We start from the raw sequence: 24429 nt of genomic DNA on the forward strand, positions 1-24429 counted from the left end.
CTGCAAGCGCGCAAGCTGCGGCCATTGCCTCGGGGCCGGCTGGGTCGAGACGGGTGACGATCCGGTCACGCTTCCCGATATCGTGCTGACGCCCGAGGGCTATCCGAAATGGACGACGATCGAGATTCCTGGTCAGGAGCCATAGCGGAAGCGCGCGCCGTCTCGCGCTCAACAGGAGCGGATGCCGACAACGTCTGGCCACGGCCATATTGTCGTGGCGAGCAGTGCATGACGCGCTTGAACGCCGTGCTGAACGCACTTTCGGAGTCATAGCCGAGCGACCGGGCGATGGTGGAAATTGGATCGCGGGAATTCGTCAGCCGGTCGCCGGCGACCATCATGCGCCAGCGCGTGAGATATTCCATCGGCGGCATGCCGACCGTCGCCTTGAACCTGAGCGCGAAGCTGGTGCGTGACATTGCCGCGCGCTCTGCCAGCGATTGTAGTGTCCAGCGCTGCGCGGGATCTGCATGCATGGCGCCGATCGTCGGACCGATCTGCTTGTCCGCCAGGGCGAAGAGCCATCCGACATGGCCGGCCTGTCCCGCCGCGATGTGCAATCGCAGCGCCTGGACCAGCACCATCTGGGCGAGATGTTCGATGACCAGCAAGCCGCCGGGCTGCGGCTCGCGCAATTCCTGCATCATCCGGTCGAGCGCCCAGCGCAGTGTCGCCTTGTCCGATTCAACGCTGAGATGAACGATGGGAGAGAGGACGCCGAGCAAGATACCGGCATGCCGGCCATCGAGCGCGAAATGCCCGCCGATGATCAGGCATTTCCCGCCGCCATTGATCGACGCCACGGTGCCGGCCGGGCGGTTGGCGATAGCGGTGCGATAATCGACCGGGGGCAGCGCCGGATCGCTGGTCAGACAGAAGGGGAGTCCGCGCGGGAGTACGAAACAGTCACCGGTTTTCAGATGTACCGGGTCCGTCACGCCGTCCATGAGGAGCCAAGCCTGACCGGAGATGACGGCATAACATTTGATGCCCTCATGCCGGGGGAAATGGATGGCGATGTCGCCCATGTCGAAGCCGCCACAGCCATAGCTGCGCGGTTTGAGCAGCGACAATATGTCGGAAAGCGGGTCCATCGACCGTCCTGAACGATTGCAAAGATAATGCGAACGTTATCGCATAGATCGTACCGGGACTAGTTCCTATCTCCCTGATCGATCCGGACCGCAGGAGATGGCGTCCGATCGTCAAAATATTGAAGGAAAAATCCGATGCGTGTTTTCGTCACCGGTGCGACCGGGTGGGTCGGCTCAGCCGTGGTCCAGGAACTGATCGAGGCGGGCCATAAGGTAACCGGCCTGGCCCGCAGCGATGCGGGGGCCGCCGCGCTGGTCGCGGTCGGTGCCCAGGTTCAGCGCGGGTCGCTCGACGATCTTGATGCCTTGCGCAATGCGGCGGCCGCGGCGGACGGCGTGATCCATACCGCCTTCAACCATGACTTCTCGAAATTCGCCGAGAACAGCGCGGCGGACAAGCTTGCGATCGAGACACTCGGCGCGGTGCTGGAAGGATCTGATCGTCCGCTGCTCGTCACCAGCGGGTTCGCACATATCGCGCCGGGCCGGCTCGCCTCTGAAGAGGATGCGGCGCCACCAGTCTCCGCCACCTATCCCCGCGCATCCGAAACGGCAGCCGCGGCGCTTGCGGCCCGCGGTGTCCGGGTGTCGGTGGTGCGGCTTCCGCCGTCAGTTCATGGTGACGGCGATCATGGTTTTGTCCCGACGCTGGTCAACATCGCGCGCGAACAGGGTGCTGCGGCCTATATCGGTGACGGGATGAATCGCTGGCCTGCTGTGCACCGCTTCGATGCGGCGCGGGTCTACCGCCTTGCGCTTGAGCAGGGCGCCACTGTCGGCCGCTATCATGCGGTCGCAGAAGAGGGCGTGCCGTTCAAGGAGATCGCCGAAGCGATCGGCCGCGGCTTGAACCTTCCGGTGGTCGCCAGATCGCCTGACCAGGCGTCGGCGCATTTCGGCTGGTTCGCGATGTTCGCCGGGATGGACGTGGCCGCGTCGAGTGCTGCGACCCGGGCGCTGCTCGGCTGGGCGCCGACCCGGCCCGGGCTGATCGCGGATATCGGCGATGCCGGTTATTGCGGTTGAGCGGAAGGGAGTCCGGCGGGCGACCCGCCCGCCGGATCTGATCTCAATCGACCAGTTGGGCGGTCTTGATCGGCGCTTTCGTCTCGGCGAGTTCGGTCAGCTTGACGAATTCCTGCCGCCAATAGCCGTCGGGGTTGCCGGCCAGGCGGCGGATATCGGCGAAGTTGGTGTCGCCCAGCCGCGTGTCGCCGCGCAGTTTCTGCCCGAAAGCGGCGACTGCGGTGACAAAAGCCATGTCGCCGCGCGGGGCGGGGGCGTCGGCCAGCAGCGTCGCGGCTACCGGGCGTTCGATCAGCCGCGACGTATCGCCGTCGGGCAATTTGTAACGCAGCCGGACAAAGGCCAGTTCACCATCCTGTTTCCCGCCCGCGCTGCGCTTGTTGTCGGCGTAGCGCCGTTCCGAAGACCAGCCCTTCGATCCCGCCGGCACCACCTCGTACAGGGCAGTCACCTGATGCCCCGCGCCGATCTCGCCGGCATCGACCTTGTCATTGTCGAAATCCTGTTCGGCGAGCGCGCGGTTCTCGTAGCCGATCAGGCGATACTGGCTGATATAGGCGGGGTTGAACTCGACCTGGATCTTCACGTCCTTGGCGATGGTGAACAATGTCGAGGAGAGTTCCTCCGACAGGACCTTCTTCGCCTCCATCGCACTGTCGATATAGGCATAATTGCCGTTGCCGAGATCGGCCATCGATTCCATCAGCGCGTCGTTGAAATTGCCTTGGCCGAAGCCAAGCGTGGTAAGCGTGATGCCGTCGTCGCGGTTGCTGGTGATCAATTCCTCGAGCTGTTTCTGATTGGTGACGCCGACATTGAAGTCGCCATCGGTGGCGATGATGATGCGGTTGACGCCGCCCTTCATGAAATTGGCTCGCGCGGTGGCGTAAGCGAGTTCGATGCCTTCGCCGCCGGCGGTCGATCCGCCCGCGCTCAACTGGTTGAGTGCGGTCTTGATTTCGGACGGGTCGCTGGTCGGATCGAGCACGACGCCGGCGGCTCCGGCATAGACGACGATTCCGACCTTGTCCTGCGGCTGGAGGTTGTCGGCGAGCATGGACAGCGCAGTCTTCACCAACGGCAGTTTGTCGGCATCCTCCATCGACCCCGATACGTCGATCAGGAAGACGAGATTGGCGGCCGGACGCCGGGCATAACTGAGATCATAGCCGCGCAGACCGATACGCAGCAGTCGCGTATCCGAATTCCATGGCGTCTGCGCGACGTCGGTGGTGACGCTGAACGGCTGCGATCGATCGGTCGGCAAAGGGTAATCATAACGGAAATAATTGACCAGTTCCTCGGTCCGGACCGCGTCCCTTGGCGGCAATTGGCCCCGAGTCAGGAAGCGGCGGACATTGGCATAGGCACCAGTGTCGACATCGACCGCGAAGGTCGAAACAGGGGTATCGGCGACGGTGCGGACGGGGGAGATCTCGTTCGGCTTGTATTTCTCGCTGCCTTCAGGCGCGAGCACCGATGCCATCGGCTCCTGAACATCGAGGGTTTGGCTGGGCGCATATTGTTTGTCCGATTGCGATGTCTGGCTGCAACCCGACACCATGATCGCACACACTGCCACCGACACAAGCGACTTGTAGAGCATCCCTAAATCCTCTCGCCACAATTGAGCCTTATTTATGCCTGGTTTGTGACACGGTCTTTTTGGGCGCGCAAGTGATTTAATATCACATGAGGGGGTGTTGGATTTACAGCAGCCCCGGGGTTGCATCACGGCGCCGACGAGTTAGCTTCGGGCGATGGCTGACAAGATCACCCGCTATGCCGACTTCTGGCCTTTCTATCTGCGTGAGCATGGCAAGATGGAGACGCGTCGGCTGCATTATATCGGGACGACATTGACCTTCCTGTTCCTCGCCGTTGCGCTGCTGAAGGGCGGCTGGTGGTGGGCGCTGGTGCCGATTGCCGGATATGGCTTCGCCTGGGTCGCGCATTTCACGGTCGAGAAGAACCGGCCGGCAACCTTCACCTATCCGCTCTGGTCGCTGTACAGCGATTACCGAATGTATTTCCTGTGGCTGGGCGGCAGGCTCGGGCCGCATTTGCGCGCGGCGGGAATTGCCTGAACATCGCGCGGATCGTTCCGACCCAGCGTCGATGGTTTCGCTTGCAAGGATCTTAGCAGCACTGCGCTTGCCGATCGGCCATGGTCGCCCCTATCTAGCCGCATGACCATCGTCCCCAATACGCTCGCGCTTATCGGCAATACCCCGCTCGTCCGGCTGAACGGCCCGAGCGAGGCCAGTGGCTGCGAAATTTTCGGCAAGTGCGAATTCGCCAATCCGGGTGCATCGGTGAAGGATCGCGCGGCGCTCTATATCGTCGAGGATGCCGAAGCGCGCGGGTTGATCCAGCCCGGCGGGACGATCGTCGAGGGGACGGCGGGCAATACCGGGATCGGGCTGGCGCTGGTCGCCAATGCCAAGGGCTACAAGACGATCATCGTCATGCCCGAGACACAGAGCCGCGAGAAGATGGACACGCTGCGCGCGCTTGGCGCCGAGCTCGTGCTGGTGCCCGCCGCGCCCTATTCGAACCCGGCGCATTTCGTGCACACCAGCCGGCGCATCGCGGAAGAAACGCCGAACGCGATCTGGGCCAACCAGTTCGATAATATCGCCAACCGCCGGGCGCATATCGCTGGCACGGCGGAGGAGATCTGGACGCAGATGGACGGCCGGATCGATGGTTTCACCTGCGCTGCAGGGACCGGCGGGACGCTCGCCGGGGTCGGGCTCGGGCTGAAGGCGAAGGACGAGAGCGTGTGTATCGCGCTGAGCGATCCGCACGGTGCGTCGCTGTATGATTATTATGCACATGGTGAGCTCAGGTCGGAAGGATCGTCGGTCGCCGAAGGGATTGGGCAGGGGCGGATCACCGCCAATCTGGAAGGCGCGCCGGTCGATACCCAGTTCCGCATTTCCGATGCGGAAGGAATGGAATGGGTCCGCCGCCTGCTCGCCGAGGAAGGGCTGTGCTTGGGTCTGTCGTCGGGAATCAATGTCGCCGGTGCGGTTATGCTGGCCAGGCAGCTCGGGCCGGGCAAACGGATTGCGACGATCCTGTGCGATACCGGATTCCGCTATCTGTCGACGCTCTACAATGCCGAATGGCTGAAGGCGAAAGGCCTGCCGGTCCTGCCCTGGCTCGCGGCGGATTGAGCCTTGGCATCGACAAGGCGATGCTCATGCGATAGTTTTGTCCGATAAAGCATGAAAATGGCCGCACACGAACCAGGACAAACGACGCAGCGCGTGAAGGTCGGCATGATCGGCCTCGCCGCCGTTCTGCTGCTGATCGGGCTTGCCGCCGCGATCTTCAGCACCGCGAGCCGTGAGCGTGCCGTGCTGGGCGGCGCCAATCCCGATGTGGTCGCCAATCTGACCATCGGCAATGAAGCGGCGGGTGTCGGCGACGGTAGTGAGCCGTTGGCCGATCTGGGCCTGACCCCAAGCACCGCGACCGAAGAGGTCAATGTCGCCGAGATCGCCAATGCGACAGCGACCAGGCCCGCCGGCAAGCAATGAACATTTCGACGGCAATGCGTTCGGGGACGATCGGGGAACTGGTCGGGCCGGGGCCCGATCGCGCTGGGTATTTCGGGGAAATCATGGCTGAACGCCGGGTGCGATCGGGGAAAACCCGAGTCGATTGCTCGTCATGCGTGAACACAGAGAGAACAGATTGTTATGGTTAAGGAAAAATCGCTCAGAATTCCGCCTGGATAGCCCATTCCCCCGGTTTTCCCGCGAATTCCCCTTGAATCCCCGGCTCACCCAAAGTAACCTTCTTTTCTTAGAGGGGCATACTCTTTCGCCTGCGCGAGACAGGGCCACGAGGACGGTTAACACCGGTTTCGTGGAGCGAAGGTTTGTGTCTGCCTCATATGAGGTGGGCTTAGGTGGATCGGATCGACTATCAGGGAGACGGTATCGGACTTGTCGATGACAAGTGCCGGGTCGCGATCCCCTCGTCGCTTCGCGCGGCCCTCGCCACCAACAGCCCCAGGGCCGACGGCAAGGACGGCGGCACCGTTATCATCGGCGTGCACGAAAGCAGCCCCTGCCTGATCGCCTATGATGAGGGTTATCGCACCGTCCTGAAGGATCGCGCCGCGCTGCGCGAGGCCGCCTATATGGCCGAGCACGGCGCGCATAACCCCAATTTCCGCCGCGAGGCCTCGCAGGGCGAGCCGGTGCCGTTCGACGGCAGCGGCCGTTTCATCATGCCGGCATTCCCTAAATTCCACGCCAACATCGATACCAACGCCTTTTTCTACGGCACGTTCGATTGTTTCGAGATCTGGGATCCCAAGACCTTGCTCGAATCCAACGTTGCCGAGGTGATGAAGTCGTGCGTGCGGTTTCACTGCAAGCAGAAGGGGATCGTGCTGTGACGCTCCCTGATACGCTGGCCGATGCACCTCATGTACCGGTCCTGCTGTCTGAAGTCATCGATGCGCTCGCCATTGCCCCCGGCGAGCGCCATGTCGATGCGACCTTCGGCGCCGGCGGCTATACCCGCGCGATGATCGCGCTGGGCGCGCAGGTCTATGGCTTCGACCGCGATCCCGATGCGATCGCGGCGGGACGAGCGCTGGAAGTGGAATCGGATGGTGCCTTGATGCTGGTGCCGGCAACCTTCTCCGCGATGGAGGCTGAGCTCGCGGCGCGCGAGGCGCTGCCGGTCGATGGCGTGACGATGGATATCGGGGTGTCGTCGATGCAGCTGGATCAGGCCGAGCGTGGCTTCTCGTTCCAGGCGGACGGGCCGCTCGACATGCGCATGAGCCAGGAAGGCGCGACCGCCGCCGATTTCGTCAACACTGCCGACGAGAGCGACATTGCCGATGTGCTGCACGAGTATGGCGATGAGCCCCGCGCGCGGCGTGTCGCGCGCGCGATCGTCGCGGCCCGGCCAATCACGCGCACGGGCGAGCTTGCGTACGTCGTGCGTCGGGCACTCGGCTACAAGCCGCATGACAAGAAGGATCCGGCGACGCGAACCTTTCAGGCGCTGCGCATCGAAGTGAATCGCGAACTGGGCGAGCTGGCGGATGGGCTGGCGGCGGCTGAGCGCGTGCTGAAGCCGGGCGGAACATTGGCCGTCATCACCTTCCATTCCGGGGAGGACCGGCTGGTCAAGCGTTTCCTGCGCGAGCGCAGTGGATCGATGCCTTCGGGTTCGCGTCATTTGCCGGAAGTGCAGGCCAAGGCCGCCCCGAGTTTTGAAGCCGTAGGTCGCGCGGTGCGCGCCGGCGAGGCCGAGATCGCGCGCAACCCGCGTGCGCGCTCGGCAACATTGCGCACGGCGCGGCGGACATCGGCCGCGGCCTGGTCAAGCGTTGAGTCGAGTAAAGGAGCGTAACGATGCTGGCGGTTGCATGGAAAGGTCTTGGCTGGTTTCTCGGCAGCGTTGCCGTGACCCTGGGGTTCCTTCTGGTTCCCCTGCAGGTTGCGGCTGAACGCAAGAAGCTTGATCGGACAGTGAGCGAGATCACTCAGGCGCAGCGCGACATCCGCGCGCTCGAGACCGAGTTCGAGACGCGCGCCAATATCGCGCAGCTCGAAAAGTGGAACGGTGACACGCTGCGACTGGGTGCGCCGGTGTCGATACAATTCATGCCCAACGAAGCGGCGCTGGCGCAGGTCGATTTCACGCGCCCTGCAGCGGGTGAGGTGCAGGTGCAGGTGCAGATGGCGTCGATCGTTCCGTCGCGTGGCGAGACGATCACGCCGGCGGTTCTGACCTCGGAGGCCGTGGCCGCCGTGCACAACGTCAATGCCGTTGCGACCAAGCCCGTCGCAGCCAACGCTGTCGCGATGGCAAGCGCGACGCCGCGTTTGTCGAACGCGGTTGCCGAGGTTCGTACTGCGCCGGTCAAGCGTTCCAGGCCGCAGACCGTGGCAATGCTGGATCGTCAGTTGCTCAGCGATTCGATGCTGGGTGACCTGGCCAGCGCTGCATCGCGGGAGCAGCGGTTGCGGTGAGCGTCCTTGTCGCCCGACCTTTGCCGCAACGGCGCCTGACCGGCCAGCGCCATGCGCTGGTCGCGACGGCACATATGCGCCTGATGATCCTGATGCTGCTGTTCACAGCGGCAATCGCGGTGATCCTGATCCGGCTGGCTATCTTTGGCCTGTTCTCCGAAGCGTCCACGCCGCGGCTCGCGCAGATCGGCCCGGCCTGGGCACGGGGCGATATCGTCGATCGCAACGGCGAGCCGCTGGCGCGCACGATCGAGGCCTGGGCGATCGGGGTTCATCCCGGCAAGCTGCTGGGTGACAAGCGCGAACTCGCCACGCGCCTTGCCGAGCTGATGCCGACGCATGATGCGGGCTGGTTCTATCAGCGGTTGACGATGGACGTGAATTTCACCTTTCTCGAGCATCACGCATCGCCGTCGCTGGTCGAGCAGGTCCATGCGCTGGGCGAGCCGGCACTGGTATTCGACAAGGAAGCCGAGCGGCTTTACCCGCAGACGACCCTGGCGGCGCATGTGCTCGGCTTTCTCGGCCAGAACCGCAACGACAAGCGCATCATCGAAGGGCAAGGCGGGATCGAACGCGCGTTCGAGGAGCGGCTGACCGATCCGATACAGCGCGGCACGCCGCTGGCGCTGTCGATCGATTATCGCGTGCAGGCAGCGATGGAGAGTGAACTGGGCGCGGCGATGGCCGCGTTCCAGGCCAGGGGTGCGACCGGTGTTGTGCTCGACGTGCATACTGGCGAAATCATCTCGATGGTGTCGCTGCCGGTGTTCAACCCGAACAAGGTTGGCGCGGCCAATCGCGATTCGCTGCGCAACAACGTGACTCAGAGCGTGTATGAGCTGGGATCGACCTTCAAGCCGATCACCATGGCGGCGGCGATCGAGAGTGGTGTCGTCACGTCGATGGCGAAGCGCTATGACGCAACGCAGCCGCTGCACGTCGGTGGCTTTACCATCCATGACGATCATGCGCAGCGGCGCTTCCTCAATGTGCCCGAGACGCTGATTCATTCGTCGAACATCGTTACCGCACGGATCGCCGATGAAATCGGCAAGGACCGGCTCGCGGCGATGTTCGCCAAAATGGGCTTCGACACCAAGCCGGACATCGAAATTCTTGAAAAGCAGAAGCCGATCTGGCCGAAATACTGGGCGCGTACCACGGTGATGACGACTGGTTATGGCCATGGCATCGCGGTCACGCCGCTGCATCTCGCCAATGCCTATGCGACCTTGGTCAATGGCGGCATCTGGCGTCCGACCACACTGATCCGTGTCGCGCCGGGCAAGGCACCAACCGGCCGCCGTGTGCTGTCCGAAGCGACCAGCGCGCGGATGCGGCAATTGCTGCGGCTGATCGTGACGCAGGGCACTGGGCGCAAGGGTGAGGCACCAGGCTATCGGGTTGGCGGCAAGACCGGTACAGCCGAGGTGGCTGGTGCCGGCGGCTATTCGAAGAAGGCCAATGTCTCGACCTTCGCTGCAGCTTTTCCGATGGATGCGCCACGCTATGTCGTGGTGGCGATGCTCGATTCTCCCATCGGTAATGCCCAGTCCTTCGGTCTGACTACGGCTGCCTTCACTGCCGCCCCGGTCGTAAGCAAAGTGATCTCGCGGACCGGGTCGATGCTGGGCGTGATGCCTGACAATGGTCGCGACATCGATGTGTCCGATCTGATGCCATTGCTCTGGCACGCGCCGGGCGGGAGATTCGGGGGATCCGGAATGAAACTCGGCGCGCTGACCGGTGGCGGCGAGACCGACACGGTCAGCGGCTTTGCGATCGATCACCGCAAGGTCGCGACCGGTACGATTTTCGGCGCGTTCGAGGGCGCGAAGGTCAATGGCGAGGATTTCATCCCGGCCGCGGTGGCGTCGGGCGCGATCGCGGTGGTTGCGCGGCCCGAGGCAAAGGTGACCGGCGCGGTGCACATCGCCGACGCCAATCCGCGCCGCAAATTCGCCGAGCTGGCCGCGCGCTTCTTCGCGCCGTTCCCCGAAACGACGGTTGCGGTTACGGGAACCAACGGCAAGACTTCGACCGTCGAGATGGTCCGGCAATTGTGGCGCATGGCCGGCCATCACGCTGCGTCGATCGGCACACTCGGCGTGACTACCGCCGATGACCGCGTCTCGACCGGGCTGACCACGCCGGACATCGTCACGTTCCTGTCCAACGTCGCCGGGCTGGCGCGCGAAGGCGTGAGCCATGTCGCGTTCGAGGCGTCGAGCCATGGCCTGTCGCAATATCGCACTGAAGGATTACCGGTGCGCGCGGCGGCGTTCACCAATCTCAGTCGCGATCATCTCGATTATCACGGCACGATGGAGGCCTATCTCGATGCCAAATTGCGGCTGTTCGCCGAAGTGCTGGAGGCCGATGGCGTCGCAGTGATCTGGGCAGATGACCCGAGCTCGACGCGCGTTGCCGACGCTGTCAAAGCGCGCGGAATTCGGGCGATTAGCGTCGGTACGCAAGGCGAGACGCTGAAGCTCGTTTCGCGCGACCCGACCCTGCTTGGGCAAGGGCTGGTGATCGAGGCGGAGGGCAAGACCCACAAGATCAACCTGCCATTGATCGGCGCCTATCAGGTGGCCAATGCGCTGGTTTCGGCAGGGCTGGTGATCGCGACCGGTGGTGCTGTGACAGCGACGCTGACCGCGCTGTCGCGGCTGCAGCCGGTGCGCGGGCGGCTCGAGCGGGCGGTAATCACGCGGTCCGGGGCGCCGGTCTATGTCGATTATGCGCATACACCCGATGCGCTGGAGGCGGCGATCGCTGCGCTGAAGCCGCACGCAGCGGGGCGGTTGATCGTGGTGTTCGGCGCCGGCGGCGATCGTGACCAGGGCAAGCGATCGGCGATGGGCGCGATCGCCGCGGCGATGGCGGACAAGGTGATCGTGACCGATGACAATCCCCGGTCCGAAGATGCAGCGACGATCCGCGCGATGGTGATGCAGGGTGCGCCCGCCGCGACCGAGATCGGGTCGCGGCGCGACGCGATCGGCGTAGCGATCGCCGATGCCGGTCCGCAGGATATCGTGCTGATCGCAGGCAAGGGGCATGAGCAGGGCCAGATCGTCGGCGACATGGTGCTCCCGTTCGACGATGTCAGCGTCGCGCGGGAGATGGCAGCGTGAGCCTCTGGACCTCAGCCGAGATCGCTGCCGCCACTGATGGCGTCGCCTCGGGCGACTTTATCGTGACCGGCGTCACATTCGATTCGCGCGAAGTCGGCCCCGGCGATCTGTTCATCGCGATGTCGGGCGAAGCGACCGACGGCCATAAATTCCTCGATCAGGCCTCCGAGCGGGGAGCGTCGGGTGCGATCGTCGCGCAAGCGACGACGCACCCGCATGTCCTCGTCCCCGATACCATGGTTGCGCTGGAAGCGCTTGCCACCGCGTCGCGCGCGCGCAGCAAGGCGCGGATCATTGGCGTGACCGGATCGGTCGGCAAGACCAGCACCAAGGAAGCGTTGTTCGCAGCACTCGACCGCGGCGATCCGGGTGCTGCGCATCGTTCGGTCAAGAGCTACAATAATCATACCGGCGTGCCGCTGAGCCTTGCCCGAATGCCGGCCGATGCGCGCTTTGGCGTGTTCGAGATGGGCATGAACCATGCCGGCGAGCTGGCCCATCTGACCACTCTGGTGCGCCCTCATGTGGCAATGGTGACGGCAATCGCACCGGCGCACACTGCCTTCTTTCCCGATGAATCCGCCATCGCCGACGCCAAGGGCGAGATTTTCGCCGGGCTGCAGCCGGGCGGCACGGCGATCATCCCATTCGACAGCCCGCACCGCGAGCGGCTGATTGCGGCGGCGCGACCCCATGCCGAGCGGATCGTGACTTTCGGACTTGAGGACGGTGCTGATGTGCGGGCGATCGAGACGATGCGCACTGCCGCGGGCGGCACCTTCGTCACGGCGCAGCTGGGTACGCGTGAGCTGAGCTTCACCATGTCGCAGCCGGGCCTTCACTGGGTGTCCAACGCACTCGGCGTGCTGGCGGTGGTCGAGGCTGTCGGCGGTGATCTGGCGCTGGCCGGGCTTGCGCTGGCCGAACTTGGCGGGCTGCAGGGGCGCGGCGCGCGCTTCATGGCGAAACTCGCCGGGGGCGAGGCGCTGGTAATCGACGAGAGCTATAACGCCAATCCGTCGTCGATGCGCGCGACGCTGGCCGTGCTGGGCGCGGAGGCGGCGCAGCGCAGGATCGCGGTGCTCGGCGAGATGCGCGAGCTCGGTGACGGGAGTGCCGCTTATCATGCTGCGCTGGCCGGCCCAATCGACGAAGCGGGCGTGGCGTACGCCGTACTGGTCGGTCCGGAAATGGCCTCCCTCGCGAACGCGCTTGAGGGACGCGTGCAATTCGTCCATGTGGCCGACACCGCTGCTGCCCGAACGACCTTGATGACAATATTGGCGCCGGGCGATGCGGTGCTCATCAAGGGATCGAACGGAGTGGGGTTGTCGGCATTGGTCGCCAGCCTCGCGAACGGGACAGCATAATGCTTTATTTCATCGCCGAGTATCTGGGCTTCCCCGGGGCACTCAACCTAATCCGCTATCTATCGTTCCGCTCCGGCGGGGCGGTGGCGACGGCGCTGCTGATCGGCCTGGTCATCGGGCCGCGTTTCATCGGCTGGCTGCGCGTCCGGCAGGGCAAGGGGCAGCCGATCCGCAGCGACGGCCCGCAAACGCATCTCGCCAAGCGCGGTACGCCGACGATGGGTGGGCTGATGATCCTGACCTCCATGGTGCTGTCGATCCTGTTATGGATGGACCTCACCAATCCGTTCGTCTGGGCGTGCCTGTTCGTCACGCTGGGCTTCGGTGCGATCGGGTTTCTCGATGATTACGACAAGGTGCGTAAAGCGAGCGCCGCCGGTATCTCCAGCCGGATGCGCCTGCTCGGTGAGTTCGCCATTGCCGGTATCGCGAGCTGGATCATCATCGGTGAGAATGGCACACATCTCTATGTGCCCTTTTTCAGCGGCGTGTCGCTTGATCTCGGCTATTTCTATATCGCCTTTGCGGCGTTCACGATCGTTGCGTTCGGCAATGCGGTGAACCTGACCGACGGGCTCGATGGCCTGGCGACCATGCCGGTGATCATCGCCGCGGTCGCGTTCATGATCATCGTCTACCTGGCCGGTAACATCAAATTCGCCACCTATCTCGGCATTCCGCATGTCCCGCGTGCGGGCGACCTGGCGATCTTCTGCGGCGCGATCGTCGGCGGAGGACTCGCCTTCCTATGGTTCAACGCGCCGCCGGCGGCGGTGTTCATGGGCGATACGGGCAGCCTTGCCCTGGGTGGCGCGCTGGGGGCGATTGCGGTTGTCGCGCATCACGAACTGGTGCTCGGCATCATCGGCGGCCTGTTTGTGGTCGAGGCGCTGAGCGTGATCATCCAGGTGTTCTTCTACAAGCGCACCGGGCGGCGCGTGTTCAAGATGGCTCCGATCCATCATCATTTCGAGCAGCTCGGCTGGAGCGAGCCGACAGTCGTGATCCGTTTCTGGATCATTGCGCTGGTGCTGGCACTGGCCGGGCTTTCGACGCTGAAGCTTCGGTGATCACGAACCCCGCCTGGCGCGGCAAACGCTTCGCTGTACTGGGGCTCGCGCGCTCCGGTATTGCGACGGTGCGTGCGCTGGTCGCAAGCGGCGCGCGCGTTGCCGCGTGGGATGCGAAGGCGGAAGCGCGGGCTGCCGTATCCGGCGCCGAGATCGCGGATCCCGAGGTGATCGACCTCGTCGGCTTCGATGGTCTGGTCGTGTCGCCCGGCGTGCCGATCAACCGCCATCCGGTGGCGGCGAAGGCGCGTGCGGCGGGTGTACCGATCATCGGCGACATCGAATTGTTCGCCCAGGCGCGCGCCGAGCTGCCGCCGCACAAGGTCGTCGGCATCACCGGCACCAACGGCAAATCGACCACCACGGCGCTGATCCACCATATCCTCGAGACCGCAGGCATGCCCGCGCGGCTCGGCGGCAATATCGGCAAGCCGATCCTCGGCGAAGAGCCATTGCCCGAAGGCGGGGTCTATGTGCTGGAACTGTCGAGCTATCAGATCGACCTGACCTTCAGCCTTGATTGCGATGTCGCGATCCTGCTCAACATCACGCCGGATCATCTCGATCGATATGACGGGTTCGCGGGCTATGTCGCATCCAAGGCGCGGCTGTTCGCGATGCAGTCGGCCGGCCATGCCGCGATCATCGGCATCGGCGAAGATGCATCGGCGGGGATCGCGCGCGGCCTGTCGGCGCGCAGCGAACATCTCACCAGGATCGCACCGGGTATGTGCATGGATCAGTCCCGCTGGCCGTCGCTGCAGGGACCGCATAATGCGCAAAACGCTCTTGCCGCGATTGCCGCGTGCCAGGCGCTCGGCGTGAGCGAGGCAATGATCGATCGCGGACTGGAAAGCTTCAAGGGCTTGCCGCATCGCATGGAACTGGTTGCGTCGCGCGGCGGCGTGGGGTTCGTCAACGACAGCAAGGCGACCAACCCGGATTCAACCGCGCCCGCTCTGGCTGCGTTCGAGCGGATTCACTGGATTCTCGGCGGTCAGGCCAAATCGGACAATCTCGACGCCTGCGCACCGCATTTCGGGCATATCGTGCGGGCCTATACGATCGGCGAAGCGGGACCGCGCTTTGCCGCGCTGCTGGCAGATACGCTCCCGGTCGAACAGAGCGGCACGCTCGCTGCCGCGGTGACGAGTGCAACGAGTCATGCCGTTCCGGGTGAGACGGTGCTGTTGTCGCCGGCCTGCGCGTCGTTCGACCAGTTCCGCGATTTCGAGGATCGCGGCGACGCGTTCCGCAAGGCCGTGGAGGCGCTGGCATGACCGATACGCGCGTTGCTCCGCCCAAGGGCGTATGGGGGCGGATGAAGGATCGCGGCGGGCGTGGTGACCGGTCGCCGCTCGGCCTGTGGTTCTGGGATATCGACCGCGTCCTGTTGTTGCTGACGCTGTTGCTGATCGCGATCGGCCTGGTTGCGGTCGGGGCTGCATCGCCGTCCGCCGCACAGCGCTATTCGGACGAGAAGCACCATATCCCGCCGCTCTTCTATCTGTGGTGGCAGCTTGCCTGGGTCGGCGTGTCGCTGCCCGTGCTGTTCGTCGTGTCGATGCTGCCGGTCGCGTTCGCGCGGCGCATGGCGTTGATCGGCACGGTGGTGTGCCTCGGGCTGCTGATGCTGGTGCCGTTCATCGGCATCGAGCGCAACGGTGCAACGCGCTGGCTCGATTTCGGCGTGTCGCTACTCCAGCCGTCCGAATTCCTGAAACCCTTCTTCATCGTCACGACGGCATGGCTGCTGTCGTTGCGCGCGCAGGACAGCGACCTGCCGGTGGTGACCATCACCGGTGCGCTGACCGCATTGGTCGCGGTGCTGTTGATGATGCAGCCCGATTTCGGCCAGACCGTGGTGTTTGCCGCGGTCTGGCTTGCGTTGCTGATGATCTCCGGCACGCCGGTCAAGGTGATGGCGACGCTGATCGGCTGCGTGCCGGCCGGCCTGATCGCCGCCTATATCTTCTACGACACCGCACGGGTGCGGATCGACGCGTTCCTGTTTCCCGGGGCCGAGGGCGGGTCGGATAATTTCCAGACCAACGCTGCGCACAATGCGATCACGGCGGGCGGCTGGCGTGGCACGGGCCCCGGCGGCGGTACGATGAAGTTCCGCCTTCCCGAAGGGCATACCGATTATATCTTCTCGGTAATCGGTGAGGAATTCGGGCTGGTCGCCTGCGCGGTGATCGCGATCCTGTTCCTGGCGATCGTGGTACGGGTGTTCGTCAAGCTACTCGACGAGCAGGACGAGTTCCGTCTGTTCGCCGCCGCAGGTCTGGCGACCCAATTCGGGGCACAAGCGCTGATCAGCATGGCGGTCAATACCGGCCTTGCCCCTTCGAAAGGCATGACTTTGCCATTCATCAGCTATGGCGGATCGTCGCTGATCGCTCTGTCGATCGGCATGGGATTGCTGCTTGCCTTTACCCGCCGAAATCCGTTCGTATCGCGATCACCCTATATCGCACGGTGGAGCGGCGAATGAGTATCACACGGCATTTCGTTCTCGCGGCGGGTGGCACCGGCGGACACATGGTGCCGGCGGCGTCGCTTGCGGCCGAACTGGGGCGGCGCGGCCATCATGTCTCGCTGATCAGCGACGAGCGTGGCGTGCGCTTTCCGGGCCTGTTCGAGGGCATCCAGACGCATATCCTGCCCGCCGGGCGGTTGAAGGGCGGGCCGATCGGCTGGACCAGAGCGGCCTCCGCAATGCTTCAGGGTCGGACGTTGGCGATCGAACTGTATCGCCATCAGCGTCCTGCGGCGGTGATCGGCTTTGGCGGCTATCCCGCACTCCCGGCGCTGCTCGCGGCGTTCAACCAGGGCATTCCGACGGCGGTGCACGAACAGAATGCCGTGCTCGGCCGGGTCAACAGGCTGGTCGCGGGCAAGGTGAGTGCGATCGCCACCTCCTATGCCGAGGTCGAGCGGTTGAAGGATGCGCACCGCGGCAAGACTCATCTGGTCGGCAATCCGGTGCGCGATGCGGTGCTTGCGCTGCGTAATCAGCCCTATCCCCTGCTTGAGGAAGACGGGATCTTTCGCGTGCTCGTCACCGGCGGCAGCCAGGGCGCGAGCGTCTTGAGCCAGGTGGTGCCCGATGGGTTGTCGCTGCTGCCGATTAATTTTCGCCGCCGCCTGCAGGTGACACATCAGGCGCGGATCGAGGATATCGACGCGGCCCGCGCGAAATATGCCGAATTGTCGATCGCCGCGGACCTCGCCACCTATTTGCCCGACATGCCCGAGCAGCTTGCCTGGGCGCATGTGGTGATCGCGCGAGCCGGGGCGTCGACCATTGCCGAGCTGACCGTCGCAGGCCGGCCCGCGATTCTCGTGCCGCTGCCGTCCGCGACCGACGATCATCAGACCGCCAATGCGCGCGAGATCACCATGGCGGGCGGCGCGCGCACGATCGACCAGCGCGGTTTTACCCCCAAGGAACTGGCCAAGCAGATGCAGCGGCTCGGGCTCGATCCCGCCGCGCTGCAAAATGCGGCCGGTCGCGCGCGAAGTTGCGGACGGCCCGACGCGGCGCGCGATCTGGCCGATCTGGTCGAGAGTCTCGATGCACCGCTCGGCGACATGCCGGTCGGCGAGGGGCGTCCCAAGAAATTCGGTGATGAGGCGGCATTTGCATGAAGGGTGTCGCAACAGATATCGGCACGATCCATTTCGTCGGCATTGGCGGCATCGGCATGTCGGGCATCGCCGAGGTGATGAAGAATCTCGGCTATGCGGTGCAGGGGTCGGACGTAGCCGAGGGCTATGTCGTACAGGGCCTGCGCGACAAGGGCATCCCCGTACATATCGGTCATCACGCCGATAATCTCGGCGATGCCGCGGTGGTCGTCACCTCGACTGCGATCAAGCGCGACAATCCCGAGGTCGATGCGGCGCTCGAACGACGTATTCCGGTGGTGCGTCGCGCAGAAATGCTCGCCGAACTGATGCGTCTCAAATCCACCGTTGCAGTGGCGGGCACGCACGGCAAGACCACGACCACCTCAATGGTCGCGGCACTGCTCGATGCTGGCGGAGTCGATCCGACCGTGATCAATGGCGGGATCATCAACAGCTATGGGTCCAACGCGCGGCTCGGCGCGAGCGACTGGATGGTGGTCGAGGCCGATGAGAGCGACGGCAGCTTCCTGCGCCTCGACGGCACGATCGCGGTGGTCACCAATATCGATCCCGAGCATCTCGACCATTATGGCTCGTTCGACGCAGTGAAGGATGCGTTCGTCGATTTCATCGAGAATGTGCCCTTTTACGGCGCCGCGTTGCTGTGCCTCGACCATCCAGAAGTGCAGGCGATCATCCCGCGCGTCCGCGACCGGCGCGTGATCACTTATGGCTTTGCGGCGCAGGCCGATGTGCGGGCGGTCAACATCACGCCGATCCCTGGTGGCAACCGCTTCGAATGCCTGGTGCGCAGCCGCGATGGATCGGTGCGCTCGATCGAGGGGATCGAAATGCCGATGCCCGGCCGCCACAATGTCCAGAATGCCCTGGCCGCGATCGGCGTGGCACTGGAGATGGCGATCCCGGACGAGACGATCCGCACCGGCTTCGCCAAATTCCGCGGCGTGAAGCGGCGCTTCACCAAGGTCGGCGAAACCGGCGGCGTGACGATCATTGACGATTACGGCCATCATCCGGTCGAGATTCGTGCCGTGCTGGCGGCGGCGCGCGAGGGCGTGGAGAATCGCGTCATCGCAGTGGTGCAGCCGCACCGCTATTCGCGCCTCGGCGATTTGATGGAGGAGTTCCAGCAGGCGTTCAATGATGCCGATATGGTGTTGGTCGCACCGGTCTATGCAGCGGGCGAAGCACCGGTCGAGGGCGTCGATGCGAATGCTCTTGTCGAGGGATTGAAGCGGCGCGGGCATCGCTCGGCGGCAACGGTTGCCGATGCCGACGCGCTGGCGACGGTGCTGGCGGGCGCAATCCAGCCGGGCGATATGGTCGTGTGCCTGGGTGCGGGCGATATCACCAAATGGGCGGCCGGGCTCGCCGATGCGATCGAGGCGAAGCGGTGAGTGCGGTGTGCTACGCCCTCCCGCCGCTGCGCGGTACTGCTACGCATGAGGGTAGTCTTGCCGATTTCATCTGGTTCCGTACCGGCGGGCCGGCGGAATGGCTGGTCAGGCCGCAGGACGTGAATGACCTCGCCGCCTTCATGGCCGGGCTGGAGGACGACACACCGGTCCTGCCGGTCGGAGTCGGCTCGAATCTGATCGTGCGCGATGGTGGCGTGCCCGGTGTGGTGGTGCGCTTGCCCAAGGCGATGGCCAAGATTTCAGTGGAACCGGGCAACCGGGTCCGCGCAGGCGGCGCGGCGATGGGCATTTCGGTTGCCAGCGGCGCGCGCGATGCCGGAATTGCCGGGCTGGAGTTCCTGCGCGGCATCCCCGGCACAGTCGGTGGCGCGGTCCGGATGAATGCCGGTGCCTATGGACGCGATACCAGCGATATCCTGATCGAAGCCACGGTCGTGATGCGGGACGGGTCGATCGAGGTCTGGCCGGCGGCAAAGCTCGGCTACACCTATCGCCATTCCGATCTGCCTGCCGGTGCGGTGATCGTCGAGGCTTTGTTCGGGGGCGTGCCGGGTGACCCCAAGGTCATCGGCGCGGAGATGGATCGCATTGCCGCCGAACGCGAAGCGTCGCAGCCCCTGCGGTCGCGCACCGGCGGGTCGACCTTCAAGAATCCGGAAGGTCACAAGGCCTGGGCGTTGATCGATGCGGCCGGGTGTCGCGGGCTGACGCGCGGCGATGCGCAAGTCAGCGAGAAGCATTGCAACTTCCTGCTCAATCTCGGCTCGGCGACTAGCGCGGAGATCGAGGCACTGGGCGAGGAAGTCCGCGCCAAGGTAAAGGCGCAATCGGGGGTCGAGCTCGAATGGGAGATACAGCGCGTGGGGGTGGTGAAATGAGCAAGCTCCATGTCGCGGTGCTGATGGGCGGCTGGTCGGCCGAGCGCGAAGTGTCGCTGACGTCCGGTAGCGGCATCGCCGACGCGCTGGAGTCGCTCGGCCATTGCGTGACGCGGATCGATATGGGGCGCGATGTCGCTGCCAAGCTGGCCGCAGCGGCGCCGGACGTCGTGTTCAACGCGCTGCACGGAACCCCCGGGGAGGACGGCACCGTGCAGGGCATGCTCGACCTGATGGGTCTGAAATATACCCATTCGGGTCTCGTCACCTCGGTGATCGCGATCGACAAGGTACTGACCAAGCAGGCGCTGGTGCCGCATGGTATCCCGATGCCCGGCGGACGCATCGTCAAGAGCGCCAGCCTGTATGAGGGCGATCCGCTGGCCCGGCCCTATGTGCTCAAGCCGGTCAATGAAGGATCGTCAGTGGGCGTCGCGATCGTCACCGACAGCGGCAATTACGGCAACCCAATCGCGCCCGGCGTGGTGGGGCCATGGCAGGAATTCGACGAATTGCTCGCCGAGCCGTTCGTGCGCGGGCGAGAGCTGACCACAGCGGTGCTGGGCGGCGAGGCGCTCGGTGTGACCGAACTAAAGCCGAAGAGCGGCTTCTACGATTACGACTCCAAATATACCGAGGGACTGACCGAGCATATCTATCCCGCCGACATCCCAGATGAGATCACCGAGGCGTGCAAAGCCATCGCGCTTGAATCGCACCGGTTGCTCGGCTGCAAGGGCGTGTCGCGGTCCGACTTCCGGTGGGATGACGAGCGCGGCGTGGATGGGCTGTTCCTGCTCGAGGTCAACACGCAGCCGGGCATGACTCCGCTCAGCCTGGTACCGGAACAGGCACGGCATGTCGGCATGAGCTATGCCGAGTTGGTCCAGAAGATCGTCGACGACGCCTTTGATGGGGGAGAGGTGTAATGGCCGCCACGCTCAAGCGCGCGCCGGCGCGTCGCCCGGTCCAGAAGCGCAAGCAGCCGCGCACATCGATCATCGATCGAATCATCGCGGCGCTGCCGATTTCCGAAACGACGCTGCACCGGGTCGCCACCTGGTCGATCACTGGCGCGGTGATCGCCGGGCTGGTGACGTTCGCGGCATGGATGGGCATCCCGGGTGCCGTGGGTGTCGCAGTCGCCGAAGGAGTTGGCCGGGCTGGGTTCCGCGTGCAGCAGATCGAGGTCACCGGGCTGAGCCGGATGGACCGGATGTCGGTCTATGCCGTCGCGCTTGATCAGCAATCGCGCGCCATGCCGTTGGTCAACCTGGAAGACGTTCGCGCCAAGCTGCTGAAATATGGCTGGATCGAGGATGCGCATGTCTCGCGCCGCCTGCCCGACACGCTGCTGGTACATATCGTCGAGCGCAAGCCGACGGCGGTATGGCAGGACAAGGGGCAATTATCGCTGATCGCGGCGAACGGGGTGTGGCTCGAGGCGGTCAGGGCCGATGCCATGCCCGACCTGCCGCTGGTCATTGGTCCAGGCGCGAACGAGCAGGAGGCGGCATATCAGCAGTTGCTGAATGCGGCACCGGCATTGCGGCCGCTGGTCAAGGCGGCGACCTGGGTGGGCAATCGGCGCTGGAACCTGACCTTCGAGAGCGGGGAAACGCTGCTATTGCCCGAGGGCAATACCGCAGCCTCGCATGCGCTGGTCAAGTTCGCCGAAATGGACGGGGTGCGGCCATTGCTCAACAAGGGCTGGCTGCGCTTCGACATGCGCGACCCGGCCAAGCTGGTGGCGCGCCGGCCGGGTGAGGAAACGGCGCGAGCGATCACCGATCCGAGCGATGCGGATTCAAATGACAAGAACAAGACGCCGAAGCCGGCGGTGATCGAAGCGAAGAAACATGTTGGCGTAACGGGGCAGGGGTAATTGGCATGGCGAAAGTAACACCGGAGGGATTGATCACCGCGCTCGACATCGGATCGTCGAAAGTGTCGGCAATGATCGCGCAAAAGGGGGATGGCGGCGAGTTGATCGTGCTCGGCACCGGCCAGCGCGAAAGCCGTGGTGTCAAGCGCGGCTATATCGCCGACGCCGACGCGACCGAGGCGGCAGTGCGCGAAGCGGTCGAGCAAGCGGAGCGGATCGCCGGGGTCAACATTCAGAATGTCTGGGTCAGTTTCTCCGCCGGTGGCTTGGTGTCGGACGTGGCGTCGATCGAGTTCGAACTGGGCGGCCACCGCGTCGAACAGTCGGATATCGATGCGCTGCTGCAGGCTGGGCGTGAGTCGATCGACCCCGCTGGACGCATGGTGCTTCATGCGCAGCCCGCGCTCTACACGCTCGACGGGCTGACCGGCGTGAAAAAGCCACTCGGGCTGCACGCCGACCGGCTCGGCGTACATATCCATGTCGTTGCCGCCGACGGCTCGCCGGTGCGCAATCTTGGTCTGTGCGTCGCCAATGCGCATCTCGAGGTGAAGTCGATCATCGCCTCGCCGGTCGCGACCGGCATGGCGTGCCTGTCGGACGATGAGCGCGAACTGGGTGTGGCGCTGGTCGAAATGGGCGCGGGTGTGACCAATGTCTCGCTCTATGCCGGCGGTATGCTGGTCGGGCTGACCTCGATCCCGTTCGGTGCGTCGGACATCACCAGCGATATTGCCTCGACCTTCGGCATGACGCCGGCCCAGGCCGAACGGATGAAATGTTTCTATGGATCGGCTAATGCGAGCCCGCGCGACAATCACGAGATGATTGAAGTCGCGCCGCTCAATGCCGAGGACGATGTGCGCGAGGGCAGCCGCATCACTCGCGCTCAATTGATCGCGGTGATCCGCCAGCGGCTCGATCATCTGATCGGCGAAGTGCAAAAGGCGCTGGTCGATCTGAAATTCTCCGGGCCGGTCGGGCGTCAGGTCGTGCTGACCGGCGGCGGCGCCGAATTGAAGGGCATTGCCGATTATGCGCAACAGGCATTGGGGCGCTCGGTCAGGATTGGCCGTCCGCGCGGACTGACCGCCTTGCCCGAGGCGCATAGCGGCCCCGCATTCGCGACTCTGGCGGGCCTGGCTTATTATGCCGCGTCCGACCCGGTCGACCTGCGCGAACTGTCGAACGGGCATACGACCGTTCACCGGCCGAAGGGTTTTGCGGTGATTCGACGCTTGATCGCGATGGCACGGGCTAATTATTAAAGAAATACGACACGTGGTATCTTTCGCGCTGGAACCACCGCAAGCGATGGTGCAGAACGGACAAGAGTAAATGGCGCTTCGGGGTTTTTGAAGCGCAGTGGAGACAGGCGCATGAGCATCGAATTTCTTCCGCCCGAGGTTGACGAACTGACCCCGCGCATCGCCGTGATCGGCGTGGGTGGAGCTGGCGGCAACGCGATTGCCAACATGATGCGTGCAGAGGTGCAGGGCGTCGACTTTCTCGTCGCGAACACCGACTCGCAGGCGCTGAAACAGTCGACCGCACCACATCGTATTCAGCTCGGCGCGAAGATCACGCAGGGCCTCGGCGCAGGCAGCCGGCCGGAAATCGGCCGAGCTGCGGCCGAAGAAACGATCGACCAGCTCGTCAAGACGCTGGAAGGCGCGCATATGTGCTTCATCGCCGCCGGTATGGGCGGCGGAACCGGCACCGGTGCTGCCCCGGTCATCGCCAAGGCGGCGCGCGACATGGGCATCCTGACCGTCGGTGTGGTGACCAAGCCGTTCGCGTTTGAAGGCAATCGTCGCGCGAAGGCGGCGGAAGCCGGCATCGAAGAATTGCAGAAATATGTCGATACGCTGATCGTCATTCCCAACCAGAACCTGTTCCTGGTCGCCAATGCGAACACCACCTTCAAGGAGGCGTTCCAGATGGCGGACGAGGTGCTGCAGCAGGGCGTGCGCGGCATCACCGACCTGATGGTCATGCCCGGCCTGATCAACCTCGATTTCGCCGATGTGCGCTCGGTGATGCAGGAAATGGGCAAGGCGATGATGGGTACCGGCGAAGCGTCGGGCGACAATCGCGCGATCGAAGCGGCCTCGAAGGCGATCGCGAACCCGCTGCTCGACGGCGTCAGCATGAAGGGCGCCAAGGGCGTCATCGTGTCGATCACCGGCGGTGACGATATGCGCCTGCTGGAAGTCGATGAGGCGGCCAATCACATCCGCGAGCTGGTCGACGAAGACGCCAACATCATCTGGGGTTCGGCGTTCAATCCTGATCTCGAAGGCAAGATCCGCGTGTCGGTCGTCGCGACCGGTATCGAAGCGAGTGCGCGTCCGGCCGAAGCCGCAGCCCCCGCATCGCGCGCTTTCACCTTTTCCGCGCCGAAAAAGACCGAAGAGCCCGTCATCGTGGCGCCCGTCGCGACGGAAGCGCCGCTCGAAGAACCGGCGGTCGCCGAGTCTTTCGCGACCGACGACAGCGATACGCCCGATAGCGATGAGCTGGTGCTGGACAGCGAAACCGAAGTTGCCGCTTTGGACGAAACGATCGAAGCGGCGCCGCTGCCGGTGTTCGGTGAGGACGCTCCCGTCGATGCCGCGCCGGCCAAGGATGTCGGTGCAGCGACCGATGGCGGCGCACGCCGCCGCTGGCTGTCGCCGGGTACGCCGCCCGCCGAAGAACCCGTAGCGGATGCGCCGGCGCCGCCGCCCGCACCGCGCGTCAAGCTGGGCGGAACCTTGTTCGAGCGCATGTCAGGGGCGTCGCGTGGTGCCGCGCGGGAAGAAGAGCCAGCCGACAAGGATCCGCTCGACATTCCGCGTTTCCTGCATCGCCAGAATAATCAGTAACTTGTCCTTG

The 24429-nt window shown here is 64.4% G+C and carries 21 protein-coding genes and 1 pseudogene; 20 read left to right on the plus strand and 2 right to left on the minus strand.

The window, feature by feature from the left end; translation table 11 throughout:
* Positions 1 to 65 precede the first annotated feature (65 nt).
* Positions 66 to 1094: an AraC family transcriptional regulator gene (locus H3Z74_RS04650; RefSeq protein ID WP_187762805.1), complete on the minus strand. Its 1029-nt coding sequence runs from the start codon at positions 1092 to 1094 to the stop codon at positions 66 to 68.
* A gap of 135 nt (positions 1095 to 1229) precedes the next feature.
* Between H3Z74_RS04650 and H3Z74_RS04655 the strand changes: the two genes are divergently transcribed.
* Complete coding sequence (locus H3Z74_RS04655; protein WP_187762806.1) at positions 1230 to 2120, plus strand: SDR family oxidoreductase; 891 nt, start codon at positions 1230 to 1232, stop codon at positions 2118 to 2120.
* A gap of 43 nt (positions 2121 to 2163) precedes the next feature.
* Here the strand turns inward: H3Z74_RS04655 and H3Z74_RS04660 are convergent, their stop codons facing one another.
* Positions 2164 to 3726, minus strand: coding sequence for a vWA domain-containing protein (locus tag H3Z74_RS04660; protein ID WP_229726884.1), 1563 nt, complete (start codon positions 3724 to 3726; stop codon positions 2164 to 2166).
* A 154-nt stretch (positions 3727 to 3880) separates the two neighbouring features.
* On the opposite strand from H3Z74_RS04660, the gene H3Z74_RS04665 reads away from it, so the two are divergent.
* The 19 genes and pseudogenes from H3Z74_RS04665 to ftsZ all read left to right on the plus strand — a co-directional run bounded on the left by H3Z74_RS04665 (position 3881) and on the right by ftsZ (position 24419).
* Positions 3881 to 4207 carry a DUF962 domain-containing protein gene (locus tag H3Z74_RS04665; protein ID WP_187762807.1) on the plus strand — a complete coding sequence of 109 codons (327 nt, stop codon included), beginning with the start codon at positions 3881 to 3883 and terminating at the stop codon, positions 4205 to 4207.
* Between the two features lie 102 nt (positions 4208 to 4309).
* The gene (locus H3Z74_RS04670; protein ID WP_187762808.1) at positions 4310 to 5302 is read left to right on the plus strand and encodes a cysteine synthase A; all 993 of its coding nucleotides are present in this window, start codon (positions 4310 to 4312) and stop codon (positions 5300 to 5302) included.
* A gap of 51 nt (positions 5303 to 5353) precedes the next feature.
* Positions 5354 to 5668: a hypothetical protein gene (locus tag H3Z74_RS04675; protein ID WP_229726885.1), complete on the plus strand. Its 315-nt coding sequence runs from the start codon at positions 5354 to 5356 to the stop codon at positions 5666 to 5668.
* A gap of 374 nt (positions 5669 to 6042) precedes the next feature.
* Positions 6043 to 6537 carry a division/cell wall cluster transcriptional repressor MraZ gene (locus H3Z74_RS04680; RefSeq protein WP_187762810.1) on the plus strand — a complete coding sequence of 165 codons (495 nt, stop codon included), beginning with the start codon at positions 6043 to 6045 and terminating at the stop codon, positions 6535 to 6537.
* Positions 6534 to 7508 (plus strand): 16S rRNA (cytosine(1402)-N(4))-methyltransferase RsmH, encoded by a 975-nt coding sequence (gene rsmH, locus H3Z74_RS04685; protein WP_229726886.1) that lies wholly within the window; start codon positions 6534 to 6536, stop codon positions 7506 to 7508. The genes H3Z74_RS04680 and rsmH overlap by 4 nt, the downstream gene beginning before the upstream one ends.
* 2 nt (positions 7509 to 7510) lie before the next feature.
* Complete coding sequence (locus H3Z74_RS04690; RefSeq protein WP_187762811.1) at positions 7511 to 8131, plus strand: hypothetical protein; 621 nt, start codon at positions 7511 to 7513, stop codon at positions 8129 to 8131.
* Positions 8128 to 9825: pseudogene (locus tag H3Z74_RS04695) on the plus strand (peptidoglycan D,D-transpeptidase FtsI family protein); the annotation flags it as partial. The gene H3Z74_RS04690 and the pseudogene H3Z74_RS04695, both read left to right, overlap by 4 nt.
* Positions 9826 to 9858: 33 nt before the next feature.
* Positions 9859 to 11274 carry a UDP-N-acetylmuramoyl-L-alanyl-D-glutamate--2,6-diaminopimelate ligase gene (locus H3Z74_RS04700; RefSeq protein WP_187764169.1) on the plus strand — a complete coding sequence of 472 codons (1416 nt, stop codon included), beginning with the start codon at positions 9859 to 9861 and terminating at the stop codon, positions 11272 to 11274.
* A complete protein-coding gene (locus H3Z74_RS04705; RefSeq protein ID WP_187762812.1) occupies positions 11271 to 12644 on the plus strand; it encodes a UDP-N-acetylmuramoyl-tripeptide--D-alanyl-D-alanine ligase in 1374 nt (457 codons plus the stop codon). The genes H3Z74_RS04700 and H3Z74_RS04705 overlap by 4 nt, the downstream gene beginning before the upstream one ends.
* Complete coding sequence (gene mraY, locus H3Z74_RS04710) at positions 12644 to 13714, plus strand: phospho-N-acetylmuramoyl-pentapeptide-transferase (protein ID WP_187762813.1); 1071 nt, start codon at positions 12644 to 12646, stop codon at positions 13712 to 13714. The genes H3Z74_RS04705 and mraY overlap by 1 nt, the downstream gene beginning before the upstream one ends.
* The gene (murD, locus tag H3Z74_RS04715; RefSeq protein ID WP_187762814.1) at positions 13711 to 14994 is read left to right on the plus strand and encodes a UDP-N-acetylmuramoyl-L-alanine--D-glutamate ligase; all 1284 of its coding nucleotides are present in this window, start codon (positions 13711 to 13713) and stop codon (positions 14992 to 14994) included. The genes mraY and murD overlap by 4 nt, the downstream gene beginning before the upstream one ends.
* Positions 14991 to 16211, plus strand: a complete 1221-nt coding sequence (locus H3Z74_RS04720) for an FtsW/RodA/SpoVE family cell cycle protein (protein ID WP_187762815.1) — start codon at positions 14991 to 14993, stop codon at positions 16209 to 16211. The genes murD and H3Z74_RS04720 overlap by 4 nt, the downstream gene beginning before the upstream one ends.
* Positions 16208 to 17368 (plus strand): undecaprenyldiphospho-muramoylpentapeptide beta-N-acetylglucosaminyltransferase, encoded by a 1161-nt coding sequence (murG, locus tag H3Z74_RS04725; protein WP_187762816.1) that lies wholly within the window; start codon positions 16208 to 16210, stop codon positions 17366 to 17368. The genes H3Z74_RS04720 and murG overlap by 4 nt, the downstream gene beginning before the upstream one ends.
* Entirely contained in the window at positions 17365 to 18768 is a 1404-nt protein-coding gene (gene murC, locus H3Z74_RS04730; protein ID WP_187762817.1) for a UDP-N-acetylmuramate--L-alanine ligase, read from the plus strand. The genes murG and murC overlap by 4 nt, the downstream gene beginning before the upstream one ends.
* Positions 18726 to 19667: a UDP-N-acetylmuramate dehydrogenase gene (gene murB / locus H3Z74_RS04735; protein ID WP_187762818.1), complete on the plus strand. Its 942-nt coding sequence runs from the start codon at positions 18726 to 18728 to the stop codon at positions 19665 to 19667. The genes murC and murB overlap by 43 nt, the downstream gene beginning before the upstream one ends.
* Positions 19664 to 20596, plus strand: a complete 933-nt coding sequence (locus H3Z74_RS04740) for a D-alanine--D-alanine ligase (protein ID WP_187762819.1) — start codon at positions 19664 to 19666, stop codon at positions 20594 to 20596. The genes murB and H3Z74_RS04740 overlap by 4 nt, the downstream gene beginning before the upstream one ends.
* Complete coding sequence (locus H3Z74_RS04745) at positions 20596 to 21552, plus strand: cell division protein FtsQ/DivIB (RefSeq protein WP_187762820.1); 957 nt, start codon at positions 20596 to 20598, stop codon at positions 21550 to 21552. Before H3Z74_RS04740 ends, H3Z74_RS04745 begins: the two co-directional genes overlap by 1 nt.
* Before the next feature lie 5 nt (positions 21553 to 21557).
* Positions 21558 to 22820, plus strand: coding sequence for a cell division protein FtsA (gene ftsA / locus H3Z74_RS04750; RefSeq protein ID WP_187762821.1), 1263 nt, complete (start codon positions 21558 to 21560; stop codon positions 22818 to 22820).
* A 111-nt stretch (positions 22821 to 22931) separates the two neighbouring features.
* Positions 22932 to 24419, plus strand: coding sequence for a cell division protein FtsZ (gene ftsZ, locus H3Z74_RS04755; protein WP_187762822.1), 1488 nt, complete (start codon positions 22932 to 22934; stop codon positions 24417 to 24419).
* Positions 24420 to 24429 lie beyond the last annotated feature (10 nt).

Source organism: Sphingomonas alpina, from assembly GCF_014490665.1.
Lineage (GTDB): Bacteria > Pseudomonadota > Alphaproteobacteria > Sphingomonadales > Sphingomonadaceae > Sphingomonas > Sphingomonas alpina.